A 20433-nucleotide genomic window follows, 5' to 3' on the forward strand; every position below is an offset into this window, starting at 1 on the left:
AAACTTTTGCCGATTGCCTCTTGCCGATTGCCTTTTCTCGAACGATTGTGTAAGTATTCAAACGGACTTGATATGACAGTTGCAATCGGGCCGGAAACCTGGAAACCCCAATTCTTGCTGATTTCCCTCACCCGATTCCCCATTCCCCATTCCCCGCGCACGGCGCCATCCATCCCCAACTCAAAATGTGAGACAACCTCGACGGCTATCTCACATTCAGTTGGATTGAAAATTAAAATCGAGTTTAGGATTGAGTTTCCACCGGAGTTTGAGGCTCAATTCCATTGCGCTTCAAACACTTTTGAAATTCGATTTCGGCCTCGCTCAAATCCGGATCTTCGGTGAGGTTAAATGCCCGCTCCATTTGGTCATTTCCCATTTCCCCGAGTGCGCGACTCAAATCGGCGTCGCTCAGTTCGTCGGGGAGACACTCGGCGATGGCGGCGATGCGATCGCCATTTTGTAGCGTCGCCATATTGTCGCCCCTGGAAAGGGCGTGAGCCGGAGCCATCCCGAATCCCTGAATCGCGACGAATGCGACGGTCAGGGCAATTGCAAATGTATTGCGGAAAAATTGCAGTAACTTTGGCAACGAAATCATATGATTAAATCCTCGATCCTCCCCTTCACTTTAAGAAATATTAAGCTCATTTTCCTCTTTCTTTGGAGAGAAGTCGGGGGAATGGGGAAACCGGGTTTCTCAAGTTCAGAAACCCGGTTTTTCGGATATGGGATCAGGATTCGATCAGCGCGATCGCCCGCTTGACACTTTCGGGGAGGATGACCACCAAACATCCCGGTGTCGCCTCCTTCAGGGCGGTTTCAATCGCCCGGGTTTCGTCGAGGATCACCTGGCAATTGCCGTCCGGTTTTTCCTCCCGGATGCCCTCGTAAATATAATCGGCCACCTCGCCGCGATCGCGGCCCCGGGTGTCGTCATCTTCCTTGACGATAATGCGGTCGAACATCGCCGCCGAGAGCCGCCCCAGGTGCACAAAATCCTCGTTGCGGCGGTCGCCCGGCGCCCCGATCACCCCGATGCGATCGCCCCCGGTCCAATGATTGACAAAATCGGCGATCGCCCGGTAGCTGGCGGGGTTGTGGGCGTAGTCCAACAGGACGTGGAACGAATCCACCGGGATCAAATTCATCCGCCCCGGCGTCTGCTCCACCGATGCCTTGAACGTCCGCAAAGCAGTGCTGATCTCAGCGACACTCACCCCGCCGACGTAAGCCGCCAGACTCGCCGCCAGCACATTGGCGATCATGAACGGCGCCCGGCCCCCCAACGTCAGCGGCACGTTCGCCATCTGCTCGACGCGGATACTCGGTTCGCCCCCCCGCAACAGGGACAAATAACCCTCTTCGTAAACGGCCGCGATCCCACCGTTGTCAACGTGTTCGAGCACGATGGGGTTGTCCGGTTGCATGGAAAAATAGGCAACTTTCCCCTTCACCCGCTTCGCCATGTCCGCCACCAGGCGATCGTCGGCATTGAGCACCGCGTAGCCGTCCCGGTGGGCGGACTCGGCAACGACGCTCTTGACGTAGGCCATATCCTCAACGGTGTTGATGTCGTGCAGTCCCAGGTGGTCGTCCGAGACGTTGAGCACCACCCCGACATCGCAGGAGTTGAAGCCCAATCCCGATCGCAAAATTCCCCCCCGGGCGCATTCGAGCACGGCCACATCTACGGTGGGGTCGCCGAGGATCAGTTGGGCGCTCTGGGGTCCGGTGTTGTCCCCGGCTTCGGCCAAAAAGTCGCCGATATAGGTTCCGTCAGTGGTGGTGTAGCCGATGGTCTGTTGGGTTTGGCGGAAAATGTGGGCGGTGAGGCGGGTGGTGGTCGTCTTGCCGTTGGTTCCGGTGATGGCGACGATGGGGACGCGGCTGGATTGAGATCCGTGGGGATAGAGCAAATCCAGGATCGGTCCGGTGACGTCCCGGGGTTGTCCCTGGCTGGGTTGCAGGTGCATCCGCAGTCCGGGGGCGGCGTTGACTTCCACGATCGCCCCGTCGATGTCCCGCAGGGGTTTGCCGATGTCGGTGGCGGTGATGTCGATGCCGGCGACATCCAATCCCACCAGTTTGGCGGCCCGTTCAGCCAGCCAGCGGTTTTCGGGGTGAATGTCGTCGGTGCGATCGATGGCGATGCCGCCGGTACTGAGGTTGGCGGTGGCGCGGAGGTAGCAGATTTCCCCGTCGTCGGGTACGCTCTCGAGGCGCAGGTTTTGAGCCGCCAAGATCTCTTCGGCCCGGCCGTCGATGTCGATGCGGGTGAGGACATTTTCGTGGCCGCTGCCCCGGCGGGGGTCGCGGTTGGTTTCTTCTACCAGTTCTCGAATGGTCGATCGCCCGTCCCCGACGACGTGGGCGGGGATTCGCTGGGCGACGGCGACGACTTTTCCATCGATGACGAGCACCCGGTAGTCATTGCCTTCGTGGAAGCGCTCGACGATCACGCCCCCGAATTTAGACTCGGCTTTAGCGCGATCGTAGGCTTCTTCGGCATCCCGCCAACTTTGAATGTCGAGGGTGATGCCCCGGCCGTGGTTGCCGTCGAGGGGTTTGATCACCACCGGAAATCCCCCCACGGCGTTAACGGCCTCGTCGAGTTCCCGTGCCCGGTAGATCACCTCGCCCCGGGGGACGGGAATGTTGGCTTCCCGCAGCAGGGCTTTCGTGCCTTCTTTGTCCCCGGCGTATTCGATGCCCAAAATACTGGTGCCGTCGGTTTGGGAGGCCTGGATGCGGCGCTGGTTTTTGCCGTAGCCGAGTTGGATGACGTAGCGGGAGGGCAGTTCCCGCCAGGGGATGCCGCGGCGTTGGGCTTCGGCGATGATGGCTTCCGTGGTGGGGCCGAGGCGGTTTTCCGTCCAGATTTCCCGTAGGTCGTCGAGATCTTTGGCGAGTTCCGAGGGGGGGTAGTACCCGCGATCGATGAGTCCGTGGCATAGGCGGACGGCGGCTCGGGCGGCGTAGCGGCCCGCTTCGGGGATCTGATATTCAAACAGCACCCGATACACGCCCTTTTGGGTGGCGGCGCGGGTGCGCCCGAAGCACACCGGCATTCCGATTAAATTCTGCAATTCCAGGGCAACGTGCTCGACGACGGTTCCTATCAAAGTCCCTTTTTTGACCCGCCGCAGGAAGTCTTCGCGGTAGGTGGCGACGTCGTCGGGTTCTTTGAGGCTGGGGAGGGCATCGACCAATCCTTCGTAAAAGTCGGGGATTTCGTCGGTGAAGCGATCGTCTATGTCTTCGAGATCGAGGTAGATCAAAATCAAGTTCTGATAGTCGATGCTCCAGTAGTTCGGCCCTCTGAGGGTTTGAGTTTTTAAGATTTTCATTGCACCTCCTCTGACTTGGAAACATCGATAAACATGGGGAGTGGGGAATTTTAGATTTGAGATTCCCCGATGGGGGCGGAGGTATCGGAGTGAGGAGTCAGAAGCAAGGAGTTAAGAAAGTTCTCTTTTCTCCCCACCGAGCACACCCCACACCCTACACCCTACACCCCACACCCTTATTTATTTTCCGGCTTTTTTTGGAACACGGACGGCTTCGGTTTGGGTTGCTGGGGCGGTTGGGGATAAAACTTGAATTTCTCGATCGCGGCACTGGCCGTCTTCACCACCGCCGGATTGGCATCCCGCAGCGCCTGTTGCAGTATAGGGATGACGCGATCGCTCCGGATCTTTCCGAGGGCGGAAATTGCCTCTTGGCGTACCGTCGGATCGGGATCGCGGCTCAGTTGGGTGAGGGTGGGAATGGTTTGCTGCAATTCGGGGCGGGCGCCGTGGGTTTCGGCCAGTTGTCCCAAGGTGGCCGCGAGGCGGGCGCGGACTGAGGGTTGGGAGTCGCGCAGGTGGCTTCCCAGGTTGGGTATGGCAGCTAGATTGTTGAATTGTCCGGCCCGGGCGATCGCGTCGATTTCTTTCTCTTCTGACGCTTCCGGGGGGGTTTCCGTCTCCCCTTCCTCCCCGGACAAAGCTTCCGCCGCCTGTTCAGCCTCGGCCAGCAAGTCGGGGATCAGGTCCAGGCGCTCGTGCAGGGATTCGATCATCTCCTCCGTCTGCACCTCCATCGATCGCACCAGATCCTCGGTCCCCTGTCGGATCTCATGGTTATATTGCTCCTCCAGGTTGTCCACGGCGCTTTGAATTTGCGTTTCCTGGGCTTGTTGCAGGTCTAGGCGGATTTTTTCCAATTCTTCCTGACTCTGCTGTTGGAGGGCCTGTAAGCCGGCTCTGACGTCATCTTCAGTGGTGCGAACCTCCGCATCCAAGTTTTGCAAGTGGCGATCGTACTCGGCCATCGACTCGGCCATCTGCTCGGCGCGATCGTGGCTCCCGGCCAACCCCTGGGACATCTGTTGCAGGCGCATCTCGTACTCGGTGAGGGCCCGACTCATTTCGGTGACGTGGGTTTGGCTGGTTTCCAACTCCTGCGTCACCTGTTGCAGTTGCGTCTCGTAGTCCGTCAGGGAGCGCTCCACTTGCTCTATCTGCAGTTGGCGTCCGGTCAACTCCTCCCGCAAATTGCCCAACTGTTGTTCGTAGGCTTTCAAGGTTTCGTTGGCCTCTTGCAGTTGATCCTCGCGGTTCTCCAGCTTGCCGCTGAGTTCGTGAATTTGGGCCTCGTAGTGCTGTTTGAGGGATTCGCCGGCCGCGGCCAGTTGGGTTTGATAATCCTGTTGCGCGGTTTCGGCCTGTTGGCGCAGTTGGCGTTCGTAATCTTGTCGCAGAGATTGCACGGTTTCCTGAATTCGGGCTTGGTGGGCTTTTTCTAGGGCTTCGGCCTGTTCGCGGATTTGTCGCTCGTACTGTTCTTTTTGCTCGGCGACGCGCCGCTCCCAAAACACATAACTGCCGCCCAAGCTTGCCAGGGCGCCGATAATAAACATAATAACTAGACTAACCGGGTCCATAACCATCTCCCAATTTTTGATACAGTATATAGCGACGGGCGATTCGTTCACACGAAAACTCCAGGTAAAAGGCCGAAACCTTCTCCGGCTACGGGTTTGCCCGCTGTCCACCTCCCATCATCCGCTCCGATGTCCGATCGCACCACCTCTCCGACAATCCGCGTTCGCATCCTGATTTCGGGACGGGTGCAGGGCGTGGGATTCCGCTTTTCGACCCGCGAGGAAGCCACCCGCCGAGGCGTCGCGGGGTGGGTGAAAAACCGCCCCGACGGCCGGGTTGAAGCCGTGTTTGAGGGAACCGAAGCCCAGGTGGAGGGGATGATCCGCTGGTGTTACCAAGGCCCGCGATCGGCCCAACCCACGGGAGTGGACGTGCATTGCGAAACCCCCGAAGGACTGCAAGGATTTGAAATCCACCACCATTGAAAGTTAGGGAATCGGGAGTCGGCAGTCGGGAGTGGGGGCAGGACATGAATTAATAATTATTAATTGTTAATTATTAATTTTTAATTATTCCCTACAGTTTGGAGGCGACGAATTCTTCCAGGCGTTTGACTCCCGTTTCGATGGTTTTCAGGTCGGTGGCGTAGGAGAGGCGGATGTGGTCGTCGGTTCCGAAGGCTTTGCCGGGGACTGCGGCCATCTGTTTTTCTTCCAACAGGGCACTGCAAAAATCGACGGAACCGAGGTGGGTTTTTCCGATGTTGACGTACATATAAAATGCCCCGTAGGGTTTGACGCACTGGATGCCGGGGACGGCACTGAGCAATTCGTACATCACCTCCCGGCGTTTGGCGAAGGCCAGCCGCATTTCTTCCACGCAGTCGAGGGACCCTTCCAAAGCCGCGATCGCCCCGTATTGTGAAAAGGTACAGACATTGGAGGTGCTGTGACTTTGGATGCGGGTCATGGCCCCGATGATGGTTTTGTCCCCGGCCAGGTATCCCAGACGCCACCCCGTCATGGCGAAGGATTTGGCGAAACCGCTACTAATCAGGGTCTGTTTGTCGCTTCCGGGTTTGGCCGCGGCGATGCTGAGGTGTTGGGCCCCTTCGTAGAGTATTTTGGAATAAATCTCGTCGGAGACGACGTAAATTCCCGATTCCACCACCACTTCGGCCAGGGCGCGAATTTCGTCGGGGGTGTAGACCATTCCGGTGGGGTTTGAGGGGGAGTTGAGGACGAAGAGTTTGGTTTTGGGGGTGATGGCCTCCCGCAGCAGTTCCGGCGTGATTTTGTACTCGGTGCTCGCGTCGGTGGGGACTATGACCGGTGTCCCGGAGGCGAGTTTCACCATTTCCGGGTAGCTCAACCAGTACGGAGAGGGTATAATCACTTCATCTCCCGGCTCGATCGTTGCCATCATCAAGCTGTACAGGGAATGTTTGCCGCCGTTGGTGACGATGATATTTTCGGCGCTGTAGTTGACGCCCACTTCTTCGGTCAGGGTGCGGGCGATCAGTTCCCGCAGTTTCGGTTCCCCGGCGGCTGGACCGTAGCGGGTCTTTCCTTCGTCCAAGGCCTTTTGAGCGGCAGCCACGATGTGGGGGGGCGTGTCGAAATCCGGTTCGCCCACGCTGAAGTTGAGAACGTCGAGTCCCTCGGCTTTCATCGCTTTGGCTTTGGCTGATATCGCCAGGGTGACGGATTGGGGAACCTGCTCTACACGTGCTGCCAGCTTCATCTCAATCTCTCGCTTTGTGGTTTTGAACTTTAGATTTTAGGGGGGGCGATGACGGTTCGCAACCCTATTGTCCGGCAATGATGACATTTCGGATGCGCGTTTCATACCACAAATAAACTTTTGTGTCAACCCTCCCAGGCGGAATTAAAAGCCGGAGTTTTCGATCGCCCCTTAAAAAAATACCGGTCGAACCATCGAGTCGGGCGATCGCGATCGGGTACAATTTTGGGGGGGCGATCGAGCCGTATCCGACCCATTTGCGATCGCCGATTGACGAAACTCAGGCGAGTGACTCCGAACCCGACGCTTCCCCGCGACCGACCTGAATTTGTGACCTTTCCGGGGTGAATCTGTCCATCCAACCAACCATCTCAACTGGGGCGCCAGATCTACGCCGGCAATTCTGTTGCATTTGGACGGCGTAAAGAATCTGGAAAAATGGCTCCAATTCCTTTATTCTCTGAACAGGTAAACGCTCAAATGTCAGACTTTCCTTCGATACAGTCATTAATGTTGTATTCTATTTTTGATTCCGACAAAACCGAATCCAAATCCTTCGAGTTGCCGGGCGCCCGTCCCCACTATAACCCCGACCGCCCCGGCCAGGTGGAACACATTTTTCTGGATCTGGTTTTAAACATACCCGATCGCCGCTTCCAAGGCACCTGTACGATTACTCTCAACCCCGTCCGGGACGGCATCGAAACCCTGACACTGGATGCCGTCGATCTGGAAATCAGCCGCGTCAAAATCGGCAAGCATGAGGTGGAATTCGACCACGACGGCGAGGAATTAAAACTCTACCTCAACAAACCCACCGCCGCCGATAAAACGCTAAAAATCGCGATCGATTATTCCGTCGATAACCCCCAGCGGGGGCTTTACTTTGTCGGCCCAGACCGCCACTATCCCGACAAACCCACCCAAGTTTGGACCCAGGGCGAAGACGAAGATTCCCGCTTCTGGTTCCCCTGTTTCGACTATCCCGGACAACTGGCGACCTCGGAAGTTCGCGTGCGGGTTCCCCAGGATTTTCTGGCGATTTCCAACGGCGAACTGATCGCCGCGGACAGCAAAGGGGAGGACAAAATTTATCACTGGCTGCAAAAACAGGTACACCCCAGCTATTTGATTACCTTGGCGGTGGGTAAATTTGCCGCGATCGAGGACAAGTGGAACGAGATCCCCGTCGTTTATTATGCGGAAAAAGACCGGGGGGATGATGCCCGCCGCAGCATGGGAAAAACCCCGGAAATGATCGAGTTTTTCTCCCAAACCTTCGGGTATAATTATCCCTATCCTAAATATGCCCAAGTCTGCGTCGATGACTTCATTTTTGGCGGGATGGAAAATACCTCCACCACCCTCCTCACCTCACGCTGTCTGTTGGACGAACGGGCCGCCCTCGACAACCGCAATACGGAAAGCCTCGTCGCCCACGAACTCGCCCACCAGTGGTTCGGGGATTTGCTGGTGATCGGCCACTGGTCCCACGCCTGGATTAAAGAAGGGATGGCGACCTATTCGGAGGTTTTGTGGACGAACCGCGAATATGGGGCGGACGATGCGGCTTATTACCGACTCAACGAGGCCCGCAGCTATTTTTCCGAGGATGCGTCCCGCTACAGCCGCCCCATCGTCACCCATATTTACAGGGAAGCGATCGAACTGTACGATCGCCATTTGTACGAAAAAGCCGCCTGCGTCTACCACATGATCCGGGCAGAATTGGGGGACGAATTGTTTTTTAAAGCGATTCATACGTTTGTCAACGACAACGCCCATAGGACGGTCGAAACGGTGGATTTATTGCGGGCGATCGAAAAGGCGACCGGGCGGAATTTGCTGTTCCTGTTCGACCAATTTGTTTACCGGGGCGGACATCCAAAATACAAGGTTTCCTACTCCTGGGACGGGGACAGCAAAATCGCCAAACTCACGGTCAAACAGACCCAAGCCAAAGAGAGCGACAAGTTGAGTGAAAGCAACTTGTTCGACCTGAAGATTCCCGTCGGTTTTGGCTATGCATCCGAAAAGAAAGGCAAGGGTAAATCTAAAAAGAAATCGACCGAAGTGGAAGTGAAAACGGTGACGCTCCGGGTCAGCGATCGCGAACAGAGTTTCTATCTGCCCCTGGAAGAAAAGCCCAAATTCGTCAGTTTCGACGCGGGAAATCATATCCTCAAAACCGTCACCCTGGACTATCCGGTGGCGGAATTGAAGGCTCAACTCAAGTTTGATCCGGACCCGATTTCTCGCATCTATGCCGCCGAAGCCTTGGCGAAAAAAGGCAATTTGGAATCGGCAAAAGCCCTGAGTGAAGCCCTCACCGATGAACCCTTCTGGGGAGTCCGTTTGGAGGTGGCGAAACAGTTGGTGAAAGTCAAACTCGATGGGGCCTTTGACGGGCTGGTTGCCGGGTTGAACGATATAGATCACCGAGTCCGGCGGGCGGTGGTGAATGCCCTGGCGGAGATTCGCACCCCCGAGAGTTATGGGGCGTTGAAACCGCTGGTGGAAAATGGCGATCCCAGCTATCTCGTGGAGGCGGCAGCGGTGAAAGCGATCGCCAAAATTGCCGCCGGAAATATCGAAGACGAACCGGCGGAAACCGACGCGATCGCTTTGTTGGAAAGGGTACTCGAAGAACGGGCCGGTTGGAATGAAGTGGTGCGATCGGGTGCGATCGTGGGTTTGAGCCAGATGAAAACCTCGGAAACCGCCCTCAATTTGATTTTTAAATATACCGCGATGGGCGTGCCGCAAGCTTTGCGGTTGAACGCCATTTCGGGGTTAGGCCGCATTTCGACGGGGCAGAATAATATCAACCTCGAACGCATTCTCCAGCGACTCGAAGAACTGGCAAAAGAGGATTTCTTCCTCACCCAAGTTTCCGTCGTCAGTGCCCTGAGTCAGATGGAAACCCCGAAGGCGATCGCGGTTTTGAGTGACTTGGCGGAACACACCCTGGACGGACGGGTTCGCCGGCGGGCGGAAGAGGCCGTCCAAAAGGTGCAAAAGAACGTCGGATCGGACAAGGCGATCGGGCAGTTGCGGCGGGAACTCGACAAGATTAAAAAGGAGAATCAAGAACTGAAAAGCCGCCTGGAAAACTTGGAAGCGAAAGCCAAGTAAAAGTGGGGCAGAAACCGGGTTTCTGTGGGGGCGACCTGTGGGGAACGGGAGCGGTCCCACCGCCGGTGGGACTTCCCGAAAGCTCTGGCCGAGGGGCGGAATCATCGATGTCCCCCGAGTCCCCTCCACGGCCCGGTTCAAACTCGATCGCGAAACTTAACAAAAAGTATAGAAACCCCTCAAAAAGGCTATGATGAGGGAGTTGGGCGAATCTGGAGGAGTTGGTAACGAGACCAGAGTTTTATAGGATGGAATTATCAACCTGAAGCAGAAAATGGCGCGTTGGCTTGAGGGGGTTGTCGCAGTGTTCGGGTGTATTCTTTCCCCCGTCGCCGGCCAAGCTCCAGAATCTGGCTCAGATTGGATTCCCCACGATTATGCGGCAAGTTAAATAATGAGAATCCTAGTCACGGGTGGCGCGGGTTTCATCGGTTCCCACCTCATCGATCGCTTGATGGAGCAGAAACACGATGTGCTGTGCCTGGATAACTTTTATACCGGACACAAGCACAATCTGCTGCGGTGGTTCGACAATCCCTTCTTTGAACTGATCCGCCATGACATTACCGAGCCGATCCGCCTGGAGGCCGACCAGATTTATCATCTCGCTTGTCCGGCATCCCCCGTCCACTACCAGTTCAATCCGGTCAAAACCATCAAAACTAACGTGATGGGAACCCTGAATATGTTGGGGTTGGCCAAACGAGTCAATGCCCGGATTCTGTTGGCTTCCACTTCCGAGGTGTACGGCGACCCGAGCGTACATCCCCAACCGGAAGAGTACCGGGGCAACGTTAACCCCATCGGGATTCGGAGTTGTTACGACGAAGGCAAACGGGTGGCAGAAACGCTCTGCTTCGACTACCACCGACAAAATGGAGTGGACATCCGAGTGGCGCGGATTTTCAACACCTACGGACCTCGGATGTTGGAAAATGACGGTCGCGTGGTGAGCAATTTTATCGTCCAAGCCCTGAAAGGAACTCCCCTCACGGTGTACGGGGACGGTTCCCAAACCCGGAGTTTTTGCTACGTCTCCGATCTGGTGGAAGGGTTGATCCGCCTGATGAACGGGGATATGATCGGCCCGGTCAATTTGGGAAACCCCGGGGAATATACGATTTTAGAATTGGCCCAAAAAATTCAAAAGCGGGTGAATCCCAAGGCGGAGATTCAATTCAAACCTTTGCCCCAGGACGATCCGAAACAGCGACAACCGGATATCACCCGTGCTAAAACGTATTTGGACTGGGAGCCAACCATTCCGTTGGATGAAGGACTCAAGTTCACTATCGAGGATTTTCAGAAACGAGTGGTCCGTCCCAGCTAGAGAAAGTCAAACGTTTCGACGCTGCAAGGTGTGCCGAAGATTCAATAGGGTGCGACCCCGAATAGCCGACGGGGTGAACGGCGCGAACCTCCCGCCCCGGATGGGGACAGGTGACTTTCAGAGGTTCCGACATCTGGAGCAGCGTTTGGGAACACCGGCCGAAAGGTTTCTGCACGCGGGCGAATGGCTCACCAGTCCGGGATGAATCCGAAAAACTCGGGGCGATCGCTCGCTGACTTACTCTCCCAACCCACGAATAACTCCTGTTGTGTCAATTATTTGAGGACGTTTTTATGCGTGTCTGCGTCATTGGTACTGGATATGTCGGTTTAGTCACCGGAGTTTGTTTGGCCCATTCGGGTCACGACGTGATCTGCGTGGACAACAACGAAGAGAAGGTGAAATTGATGAAGTCGGGACAGTCCCCGATTTACGAACCCGGACTCTCGGAATTGATGAAATCCTCGGCGGAAGCGGGCAAATTGTCGTTTACCTCCGACCTGACGGCCGGCGTCGAGCACGGGGAGATTTTATTCATCGCGGTGGGAACCCCCCCGCTGCCGACGGGAGAAAGCGACACCCGTTATGTCGAAGCGGTGGCCCGGGGAATCGGCGCCAATTTGACGGCCAGTTCGGGCTACAAAGTGGTGGTCAACAAGTCCACCGTCCCCATCGGTTCCGGAGACTGGGTGCGGATGATCGTCCTCGACGGCTTTTCTGAGCGCCAAAAAGAACAGGGAACCTCGGGAAGTCCCGAACCGGAGTTCGACGTGGTGAGCAACCCGGAATTTCTGCGGGAAGGTTCGGCGATTTTTGACACCTTCAATCCCGATCGCATCGTGTTGGGGAGCAACAGCAAAAAAGCCCTGGATCTGATGCAGCAACTCTACCAACCCATTGTCGTTCGCAAGTTCGCGGACGAACCCGACCTGCCCCCCGTCCCGGTGGTGATCACCGATTTGAGTTCGGCGGAAATGGTGAAATATGCGGCCAACTCTTTCCTGGCCACCAAGATCAGCTTCATCAACGAAATCGCCAATATCTGCGATCGCGTCGGGGCGGACGTGAAGCAGGTTGCCAGCGGCATCGGCCTCGACTCCCGCATCGGCAACAAGTTCCTGCAGGCCGGCATCGGCTGGGGGGGTTCGTGCTTCCCCAAAGATGTCTCGGCCCTGATCCACACCGCCGACGATTACAACTACGACGCCAAACTGCTCAAGGCCGCCGTCGAAGTCAACAACCAACAGCGGGTGATCGCGATCGAGAAATTGCAGCAGGTGCTCAAGATCCTCAAGGGCAAAACCGTCGGCCTGCTGGGGTTGACCTTCAAACCCGACACCGACGACATGAGGGACGCCCCGGCCCTGAACCTGATCGAACAACTTAACCGCCTCGGCGCCCGGGTGAAAGCCTACGACCCGATCATTTCCCAAAGCGGAATGCGGCATGGCCTGTCCAACGTGATGGTGGAAACCGACCCGGAACTGATGGCCGACGGTTGCGATGCTTTGGTGTTGGTGACGGACTGGCAACAATTCTCAACCCTCAACTACGCCAAGATGGTCAAATCCATGCACACCCCGATCATCATCGACGGTCGGAACTTCCTCGATCGCCAACAACTCGAAGAGGCCGGCTTCCAATATGTGGGAATCGGACATTAATAGACGATCCCCCTAAATCCCCCTTAAAAAGGGGGACTTTGATTCGGATTATCCCTAGAAAAGGGGGACTTTATTCTCCCCCCCTTATAAAGGGGGGGCTGGGGGGGGATCTACGATTGCTCCCTAGAAAAGGGGGACTTTATTCTCCCCCCCTTATAAAGGGGGGGCTGGGGGGGGATCTACGATAAAAAAAGACGGAAGGGAGATGACCACACTCCTTTCCGTCTTTTCTGTTGTCTATTTTTTGAAGCCAGACCGGCGATTAGGCGTTCATGTCTCCACCGGCTTTCAGTAGAGCTTGGGCTTCGGCGTCTGGGGTGATTTCCGGGGCTACGAAACCGCCGGAGTAGAGGACCGAACCGCGCTGTTGCTGGGCGAAGACGGGGAAGATTTCACGCACTTGAGAAGCGACTTCCACGGTCTTGACGTCGTAGGTTTGGGTCGCGACCTTGGGATAGAGTCCGATTCCGATAATCGGCAGCAGCAGGCAGGTGGCGACGATTACTTCCCGGGGTTTGGCATCGCCGAGGTAGTCCTCGATTTTGAACCCGCCGCTGTTTTGGCCGTAGAACACCACCCGCAGCAGGTTCAGCAGGTAGATGGGGGTGAGAATCAGGCCCACCGCAGCCAGGGCGATGACCACAATCTTAAAGCTGGAGCTGTAGACGTCGCTGGTGGTGACACCCAAGAAGATGGTCAGTTCTCCGACGAAACCGCTCATTCCGGGCAGGGCCAGGGAGGCCATCGATCCGGCGGTGAACAGGGCGAACACTTTGGGCATATCTTTGGCCATACCGCCGAGTTTCTCCATTGCCAGGGTGTGGGTGCGATCGTAGGTGACTCCCGCCAGGAAGAACAGCATCGCGGCAATCAGACCGTGGGAAATCATTTGCAGGACGGCGCCGTTGAGTCCGAGTTCCGTCAGGGAGGCGATTCCGATCAGGACGAAGCCCATGTGGGAGATGGAGGAACAGGCGAGACGGCGCTTGAGGTTGTCTTGTCCGAAGGCACTCAGGGCGCCGTAGACGATGTTGACGACTCCCAAAATTGCCAGAACCGGGGCGAAGTACAGGTGGGCGTTGGGCAGCATTTCCATGTTCATGCGGATCAGGCCGTAGCCTCCCATTTTCAGCAGCACGCCGGCGAGAATCATGGAGACGGGGGCGGACGCTTCGCTGTGGGCGTCGGGCAGCCAGGTGTGCAGGGGGAAGATGGGCAGTTTGACGGCGAAGGCGATCAGGAATCCGGCGTAGAGGAAGAGTTCCAGGGCCAGGGGATAGTGCTTGTGGGCGAGGGTGGTGATGTCAAAGCTGGGGATGCCACCGTAGAAGGCCATCGCCAGGGCGGCAACGAGGATGAAGATGGAACCGAGGGCGGTGTAGAGGATGAATTTGGTGGCCGCATAGAGGCGCTTGGGTCCGCCCCAGATGGAGATGAGGATGTAGACCGGGACCAGTTCCAGCTCCCACATTAAGAAGAAGAGGAGGAGATCCTGGGCCGCGAAGACGCCGATTTGGGCCGCGTAGAGCACTAATAAGAGGAAATAAAAGAGTCGTGGCTTTTTGGTGACTCGCCACGACGCTAAAATAGCCAGGGTGTTCACAAACCCCGTGAGCACGATCAGGGGCATGGACAGGCCATCGACTGCCACTGACCAGTTGAGCCCCAACTGGGGAACCCAAGCGTAGGTTTCAGCCAGTTGGAATGTCGAAATGTCCAGGCTGTAGTGGTTCCAGAAGCAGAAAACGGTGAGAACGAAGTCTGTCAAGCCGACTGCGAGGGCGTACCAGCGAATCGTGCGGCCTTCCCGGTCTGGAAGGAAGGGAATGGCCAGGGATGCCAGTAGCGGGAACAGGATGATTGTTGTTAGCCAGGGAATTTGACTGCTCATGGTCAGTGAGTAAGAAAAAATACTTAGTGCGTACAACCCATTATAGGGAATGAGTAAAGTTTTGTTAACTATTTTGCAGAAAAATTAAGCAAAATGTCGGGGATGCTTGCTGTGAGGGAAATACAGCGATCGCCCTTTTCCCGAATCCCATCTCTGGGCGTCCCCCGGTGGCGGGGGGTTATGGGTGGGAGGTCGATCTCAGAGGTAAGGGGACGAGTCATCGCGGCAATCCATCGTTACAAATCTATGGTTTACAAAAAACCATTTGTCTTAATCTATCGTAACATCGCGATCGCGGAGCGGCTAGGTATAAAGGCTCAAGATTCTTAATCGCGATCGTTATTTATACTTATCAGAACTTATACTTAGTTGGGGGCGGGGGGCTAGACCCGCAGCCCTCGGTTCGTGGGGATGGGGGATGTGGCTCCACATTATATAGATGGGGCGCAAGCCTTGCGCCCCTACAGTCCTACAATATGGATCGATGAATCGGATTTTAATGCGATGTATGACCAACCGTTTGTGATTCCCAGCGAGTTGTTGGACTGGCTGGCGGTTTTCGGCTATCTGTCTTTTATCCTGTTTGTCGCTTGGCGGGTGATTGTCAGTAAGTGATTGTCAGATTAATCCACTTTTCTTTAATCTAACTAAAGCATCATTTGCAGCTTCTTTCTCCGCTTCTTTTTTGCGAAGCCCTCGGCCTTCGCCATACAGTTTTTCGTCCAAATAAACCCTTGATACGAACTCGGGAGCGTGATCTTTTCCGCCGATCTGTTCCGTGACGTAGTTTGGAATCGTACCCCGGGCTTGCGAAAATTCTTGCAGCTTATTTTTTGAATCAATTGACGAACGAACGACAAACAGATCTGCGGGAACAGACTCAAACAACTCTTCGAGCAAGGGACGTAGGGTTTCAACATCTCGATTGTGGTCTAAATAGTACGCCCCGACAACAGCTTCAAAGGCACTACTCAGTAAATTTGGATTTTGATATCCACCTTGTTTGATAACGCCTTGCCCGAGACGAAGTTTGAAGTCCAATTCAATTTCAAGAGCGAATCGAGCGAGCTGTTTTTCATCCACCAGAGCCGAACGCCGACGAGTCATTTCGTCTTCTCCCATTTCCGGGTGAGTTCGATATAGATACTCCCCACTGATAAATGTAAGAATGGCATCGCCGAGAAATTCTAATCGTTCGTTATCCTCTGTTTCTCCCGGATTTTCGTTGATGTAAGAGCGGTGCGTCAAGGCTTGACGGAGTAATTTAGGATTGTTGAAAATCAAAAGTTTTTGCATGATGTTTTTGAGTGATGTACTTGGTGTTCATTCGTCCCCCTAAATCCCTGTCAACAATAGAGATTAGGGGGATTGAATAAGAATGGCGGCAACCTATTTATATCAAATCCGGTCGAATGCTCGGGACAAAACGGGTTGGATATCCAAACCGCTTGGGAATCAATTCCCAAGCTAACAGCCAAAATCATCTGAAGATGATTGGGGAGGTTTTGCGGTCAAAAAACCGGATCTGATATTAGTTGAGAACCAACCCAGAACTGAGGCTGGGCGGTGGAAAAAGACTATTGCCACGCTTCAAATTACATTTACGACAAGCAAGACGTAAATTTTCTAAAGAATCAGAACCACCTTTGCTTTTGGGCTTAATGTGGTCAATTGTAAGCTGTTTGGAGGGTACATCACGACGACACCACCAGCAGCACGCACCATACTCATCAAGAAGTTGCTGTTTTTTCTTTTTCTTTTGTTTGGTGTTCATTATTGAACTCCCATACTAAATTTGTACAGGAATATCAAGCATACAAAGGGCTTCCACAAGCATTAGCTATGGACTCTCCTTTGTGTAGAACGGTCAACGTCTCAAAAATACTACCTGCAACTCCCAGATCAATGCATATCTACATATGCTGAACTAGCAAGTGACTGGAAGAAATCACCCCAGACTCAGAGCTGATTTGTAAACCAAACATCCTATAAGAAGCCTAAATTTTTTGCTATGACTGCATTTCAGCCATTGTAGGCTCCGAGAGACGCTTTTCCGGGAAGTCCCGTTAAGCAAGGATTTCAGTAACTTCAGGAATCAGCTTTCAAGCAAATGCCAGACCAGAATATCTAGATATGCATTCACCTGAGAATCGAAGGTAGTATCCATGAGACGAATACCGAATTTGATATTCGTAACTTCAGCCTAGCACAGGCAATTTGTTTTGTCAGGGTCATAGACGATAAATTTTGAAACTCCCACATTTTTCAGTCTCGACAGAGGCTGAAACCCCGTCTGGGCAACAAAATGAGTATTATTCTACCCCCCCGATCGCACCTTTGCCGCGATCGGGGGGCGAACCAACCGAAAGGTGAAGCTAGGATAAGGGCGATCGCCGCTTGAGTACAAAACCGCCGATTATTCCAAATATCAATAGCGTGAAAGTCGCCGCCGGTTCGGGAACGGTTTGCCGTTCGCTGACGACTGTGACATTCTCATCCGAGGCATCCCCGCTATTGTAAATATAGCCGAATGCGTCCGCGTCGTCGAGTAAGTGGGCGCGTAAAAATAGGGCACTCCAGCGGGCGATGGTACCCAAGGCGATCGCCTGATCTAAAGTGGGGGAATTGGGGTCGCGAATCGGGTTATCTTCGTTCGTGATACCGTAATGGTTCGCCCCTAAAACTGTTATCAACGCCTTCGGCGGATCTTGGATTTGCAAATAGGTGGCTTCGGCGGAACTCGGCAACCCGACGCTATCGCGATCGCCCTGAATTAAAGCGGTGGGAATGCCGTCGTTATTCACCGGAGGGAAAAAGTCCGTAGCTGGGGATAGTCGGAAATTGGCACCGAAAAATATTCCCGCCTTTACCGCTTCGGGGCGGGTAAATTCAGCCGGACAGCTAATCGGAGGACAGATATTTTGAATGATTGATAATCCGATGAATCCACCCAGCGAGTGTCCCAACAATCCCAAAGTATCCGTATCGACGATACCGGCGAGGGGAAAAGCGGGGTTGGAATTCTGTTCGTTAAAATAGTTTAACGTGTCGTTCACCTGCCGGGGTTCTGGCAATAATCCCGTCAAAACTTCTTCGGTGACGGGGTTAAAAACGCTACGTTCGTTATTGGGGACGACGACGATAAATCCGTACCGGGCGACGAGGCTGGCATAATTGGCATAGTCGGCTTTATCCACCAAAGCACCCTGTAAAAATAGGGCGATGGGAAGTGCTTCTGAATCGCTCAAGACGGGATAGTAAATATCCGTCGGATCGGTGTTTCCTTCGCCGTCCGGAATTTCGGTGGAATAGGTTTCAATTTGCGTGTATTTGGGTTCCGGAACGAATGCGATCGCGGGCATTTCTGAGAGTCCGAAGGAGAGGGCGATCGCGACACCAGAGAGGATGCTAGAATGGGTGGATACTACTGGTTTCATGGTGAGTTAAAAAACGCTTGGGAATGAGCCTTTGTTGTTGCGCTTGGGCGCCACTGAGGTGGCTCAAGCCCAACAACGGGATTTGGAGAATACTTGGCGATTGTATATCACATTTTTTAATAAATGTCAAGCGCCAAAATTTTACAACAGGAGGAATTGATTCGGATGACGGTTAACTCCTCTGTGTCCTCTGTGCCTCTGTGGTTAATTTTCTCCCTTTATCTCCCTTTTTCCAGAATCTCAGTCAGATAATATTCAAACCGCTTCCGCAACTGTTCCACGGTCAAATTTTGCGTCCAATACTCAACCAAAGCGTGTCCGAACGCCCAGGCATTGCGATCGGGAGTGTCGGGATTTTCTAATAATAACGGCCAGAGGGCGAGTAAGTCAAAATTGTTGGATTTGGCGCGATCGCTACCCAACAAAGTAAACAGATCGTAAGCCATCTGTAACTTGCCGATCGCGACGGGAAGCTGTTCCACGGGAATCTGTTCAGCGAGGAGATAGGCGAGGGTGGGATTTCCGGTGGTGAGGGTGGAAACGAACTTGAGAACCGGACTTTTTAATAATGCGGTGAGTCCTTGGGTGGTTGCCATTTGGCGGGTGTAGCGATCGATGATTTTTGCTGAGGCCTGGATGCGGGCATCGCGATCGCGCAAAAATCGGGCGAGGCGCAACTGTTTTGTCGGTTCCATCACCTCGATTAAAATCATCGATAAAATATCGGAATTCCAGGCGTTTCGATTCGTTTTATTATCGCTCGTCACCAGGGGTAAAACGCGATCGCAAAATTCTCCCAACCGTTCGGCGCGATATGCCGTCGCCTCCCGGATCGCCTTTTCTTTGGGTTTATCTCCCGTTTCCCAATGGTAGGGCGGGTTCCACTCGCGCACCGGACGCAGGCGATCGACTTGGGTGACGATCGCGATAGTTTTCAACTCCGGAACTTCGATTTTCATGTCCTTGAGAAAATCCCGATCCATCTGCAATGCCGGATCGAGGGCGGGGGTGATTAATAACAATAAATCTGCCGTATTTGCTTCAGTTAAAACCAATTCCCGCAAGTCGCCCCGGTGCACCTGTTCGTAACCGGGAGTATCCCACAAATTCAGGGCTTCTCCGGTGGGTGTCCGCCACTGATAATTTTGAATGCGATCGGTGCTGGGGAGTACGTCAACTTCGGCGCGATCGGCCCGAAATAAAGTATTAATTAAACTGCTTTTTCCCGATCCGGTTCGCCCCACCAACAGGATGCTGAGGGGTTTTTGTTCCACTTTTTTGGCGGGTTCGGCTGTTTCCAGAATTTGCTGTAGCGTCTGAGTTTTTGCCTGTGGCAGCGTCTCCTCGGGGGTGGCGAGGGTTTCGAGGGGAATTTCCTCTCCGCCGTAGAGTGCGATCGCCTGTCGGGACAAATTCCGCAGGGCAACTTCCCGCATCATCTGCCCCAAATTAACCAATAATTCTTGGGTGGCTTGGTTGCCGGACTTCTGACTCACCAACTTCGCCGCCGCCGCCGCCGGGTTTAATAGCCAAAGTGCCCAATTCCAAACTTGCCATAATTTTCGGGCGGAGGGTTCGAGTTTTTGATAGACTTCGTAAGCCTGATACGCCTGTCCCACCGTCACCTGATTTAACGCCGGGGAGAGCTCTTGCATCCAGCGATCGAGGTCGTCTACAGTACCCCGAATTAACCCGTAAGCCTGGGGAACGTAGATATCAAGGAGGGGATATTTAACCTCGGGATGGTAAATGTTGGCGATCGCAATTACCACGTCCCGACACCGTTCCCAAAATTTGACCCAATCTTCCCAAAAGGGCGGATCGGTTCGCGATTCTTGCAGGATTTCTCGGATGGCAATTTCAGCCTGTTTGAGGGCTTCGCTTCCCCCGTTGGCTGCTTCCATCTGTTCGCCAAACTCAAAATTTTCGTTGGCTTCCGCCACCGCTTCTTCGACTTGAGTAATGGCGGGTTTTGTCCACTTCACCAGCAGCCACCGCCACCCGAGTAAAACCAGGGTAACGATGCCCCAAATCCAGTTAATTCCCCAGTCGTGAATTTGGGTTCCGGCGGCGATCAGCAAAAAGGTGGCGATCGCGGCGATCGGACTAGCTAAAATTACCCATTGCCAAGATTTTAAATTGACCATGTTTGGATGTTCCTCCGGCGGCCGTCTGGGTTGCGATCGATTATACTATAAATGCTGCTAGGATGGTTTCCGATCCCCCTAAATCCCCCTTAAGAAGGGGGACTTTGAATCAATTCTCCCCCCTTATTAAGGGGGGCTGGGGGGATCTCAGAGATTGCGGGGTAGAACGAACATCGTTGTAATCCACCATTATCTCCCTTAAGAAGGGAGACTTT

General features: G+C 54.2%; 14 protein-coding genes. 4 read left to right on the forward strand and 10 right to left on the reverse strand.

The features are described 5' to 3' along the window. Positions 1–244 precede the first annotated feature (244 nt). The 3 genes from LKE08_RS17620 to LKE08_RS17630 all read right to left on the reverse strand — a co-directional run bounded on the left by LKE08_RS17620 (position 245) and on the right by LKE08_RS17630 (position 4906). Positions 245–601 (reverse strand): hypothetical protein, encoded by a 357-nt coding sequence (locus tag LKE08_RS17620; protein ID WP_324705558.1) that lies wholly within the window; start codon positions 599–601, stop codon positions 245–247. Between the two features lie 133 nt (positions 602–734). Beyond that, positions 735–3350, reverse strand: a complete 2616-nt coding sequence (gene cphA / locus LKE08_RS17625; protein WP_324705559.1) for a cyanophycin synthetase — start codon at positions 3348–3350, stop codon at positions 735–737. Positions 3351–3526: 176 nt separating this feature from the next. Further along, positions 3527–4906 (reverse strand): HEAT repeat domain-containing protein, encoded by a 1380-nt coding sequence (locus LKE08_RS17630; protein ID WP_324705560.1) that lies wholly within the window; start codon positions 4904–4906, stop codon positions 3527–3529. A gap of 153 nt (positions 4907–5059) precedes the next feature. On the opposite strand from LKE08_RS17630, the gene LKE08_RS17635 reads away from it, so the two are divergent. Continuing rightward, on the forward strand, positions 5060–5356 hold the full coding sequence (locus LKE08_RS17635; protein ID WP_324705561.1) for an acylphosphatase: 297 nt from the start codon (positions 5060–5062) through the stop codon (positions 5354–5356). A gap of 91 nt (positions 5357–5447) precedes the next feature. Here LKE08_RS17635 and LKE08_RS17640 read toward each other — a convergent pair whose 3' ends face one another. Further along, on the reverse strand, positions 5448–6614 hold the full coding sequence (locus tag LKE08_RS17640) for a pyridoxal phosphate-dependent aminotransferase (RefSeq protein WP_324705562.1): 1167 nt from the start codon (positions 6612–6614) through the stop codon (positions 5448–5450). Positions 6615–6739: 125 nt separating this feature from the next. Further along, positions 6740–6976 (reverse strand): hypothetical protein, encoded by a 237-nt coding sequence (locus LKE08_RS17645; RefSeq protein ID WP_324705563.1) that lies wholly within the window; start codon positions 6974–6976, stop codon positions 6740–6742. Between the two features lie 148 nt (positions 6977–7124). On the opposite strand from LKE08_RS17645, the gene LKE08_RS17650 reads away from it, so the two are divergent. From LKE08_RS17650 to LKE08_RS17660, 3 genes are all read left to right on the forward strand, one after another. Continuing rightward, the gene (locus tag LKE08_RS17650) at positions 7125–9749 is read left to right on the forward strand and encodes a M1 family metallopeptidase (protein ID WP_324705564.1); all 2625 of its coding nucleotides are present in this window, start codon (positions 7125–7127) and stop codon (positions 9747–9749) included. A gap of 394 nt (positions 9750–10143) precedes the next feature. Next, entirely contained in the window at positions 10144–11079 is a 936-nt protein-coding gene (locus LKE08_RS17655) for a UDP-glucuronic acid decarboxylase family protein (protein ID WP_324705565.1), read from the forward strand. 293 nt (positions 11080–11372) lie between these two features. After that, positions 11373–12743, forward strand: coding sequence for a UDP-glucose/GDP-mannose dehydrogenase family protein (locus LKE08_RS17660; protein ID WP_324705566.1), 1371 nt, complete (start codon positions 11373–11375; stop codon positions 12741–12743). Positions 12744–13005: 262 nt separating this feature from the next. Here LKE08_RS17660 and LKE08_RS17665 read toward each other — a convergent pair whose 3' ends face one another. The 5 genes from LKE08_RS17665 to LKE08_RS17685 form a co-directional block, all read right to left on the reverse strand. Then, positions 13006–14634 (reverse strand): NAD(P)H-quinone oxidoreductase subunit 4, encoded by a 1629-nt coding sequence (locus LKE08_RS17665; RefSeq protein WP_324705567.1) that lies wholly within the window; start codon positions 14632–14634, stop codon positions 13006–13008. 618 nt (positions 14635–15252) lie between these two features. Next, entirely contained in the window at positions 15253–15930 is a 678-nt protein-coding gene (rnc, locus tag LKE08_RS17670; RefSeq protein WP_324705568.1) for a ribonuclease III, read from the reverse strand. 235 nt (positions 15931–16165) lie between these two features. Continuing rightward, positions 16166–16408, reverse strand: a complete 243-nt coding sequence (locus LKE08_RS17675) for an HNH endonuclease signature motif containing protein (protein WP_324705569.1) — start codon at positions 16406–16408, stop codon at positions 16166–16168. A 601-nt stretch (positions 16409–17009) separates the two neighbouring features. Next, positions 17010–18071, reverse strand: a complete 1062-nt coding sequence (locus tag LKE08_RS17680; protein WP_324705570.1) for a chlorophyllase — start codon at positions 18069–18071, stop codon at positions 17010–17012. 218 nt (positions 18072–18289) lie between these two features. Continuing rightward, a complete protein-coding gene (locus tag LKE08_RS17685) occupies positions 18290–20218 on the reverse strand; it encodes a GTPase (RefSeq protein WP_324705571.1) in 1929 nt (642 codons plus the stop codon). Positions 20219–20433: the final 215 nt, after the last annotated feature.

Origin of the sequence: Lyngbya sp. CCY1209, from assembly GCF_035615495.1 — a bacterium.
Classification (GTDB): domain Bacteria; phylum Cyanobacteriota; class Cyanobacteriia; order Cyanobacteriales; family Microcoleaceae; genus Limnospira.

Coding starts and splice junctions, on each gene's coding strand:
- LKE08_RS17665 (WP_324705567.1), bottom strand. CDS start 14,634: ATGAGCAGTCAAATTCCCTGGCTAACAACAATCATCCTGTTCCCGCTA.
- LKE08_RS17655 (WP_324705565.1), top strand. CDS start 10,144: ATGAGAATCCTAGTCACGGGTGGCGCGGGTTTCATCGGTTCCCACCTC.
- LKE08_RS17650 (WP_324705564.1), top strand. CDS start 7,125: ATGTTGTATTCTATTTTTGATTCCGACAAAACCGAATCCAAATCCTTC.
- rnc (WP_324705568.1), bottom strand. CDS start 15,930: ATGCAAAAACTTTTGATTTTCAACAATCCTAAATTACTCCGTCAAGCC.
- LKE08_RS17635 (WP_324705561.1), top strand. CDS start 5,060: ATGTCCGATCGCACCACCTCTCCGACAATCCGCGTTCGCATCCTGATT.
- LKE08_RS17680 (WP_324705570.1), bottom strand. CDS start 18,071: ATGAAACCAGTAGTATCCACCCATTCTAGCATCCTCTCTGGTGTCGCG.
- LKE08_RS17630 (WP_324705560.1), bottom strand. CDS start 4,906: ATGTTTATTATCGGCGCCCTGGCAAGCTTGGGCGGCAGTTATGTGTTT.
- LKE08_RS17675 (WP_324705569.1), bottom strand. CDS start 16,408: ATGAACACCAAACAAAAGAAAAAGAAAAAACAGCAACTTCTTGATGAG.
- cphA (WP_324705559.1), bottom strand. CDS start 3,350: ATGAAAATCTTAAAAACTCAAACCCTCAGAGGGCCGAACTACTGGAGC.
- LKE08_RS17660 (WP_324705566.1), top strand. CDS start 11,373: ATGCGTGTCTGCGTCATTGGTACTGGATATGTCGGTTTAGTCACCGGA.
- LKE08_RS17685 (WP_324705571.1), bottom strand. CDS start 20,218: ATGGTCAATTTAAAATCTTGGCAATGGGTAATTTTAGCTAGTCCGATC.
- LKE08_RS17620 (WP_324705558.1), bottom strand. CDS start 601: ATGATTTCGTTGCCAAAGTTACTGCAATTTTTCCGCAATACATTTGCA.
- LKE08_RS17640 (WP_324705562.1), bottom strand. CDS start 6,614: ATGAAGCTGGCAGCACGTGTAGAGCAGGTTCCCCAATCCGTCACCCTG.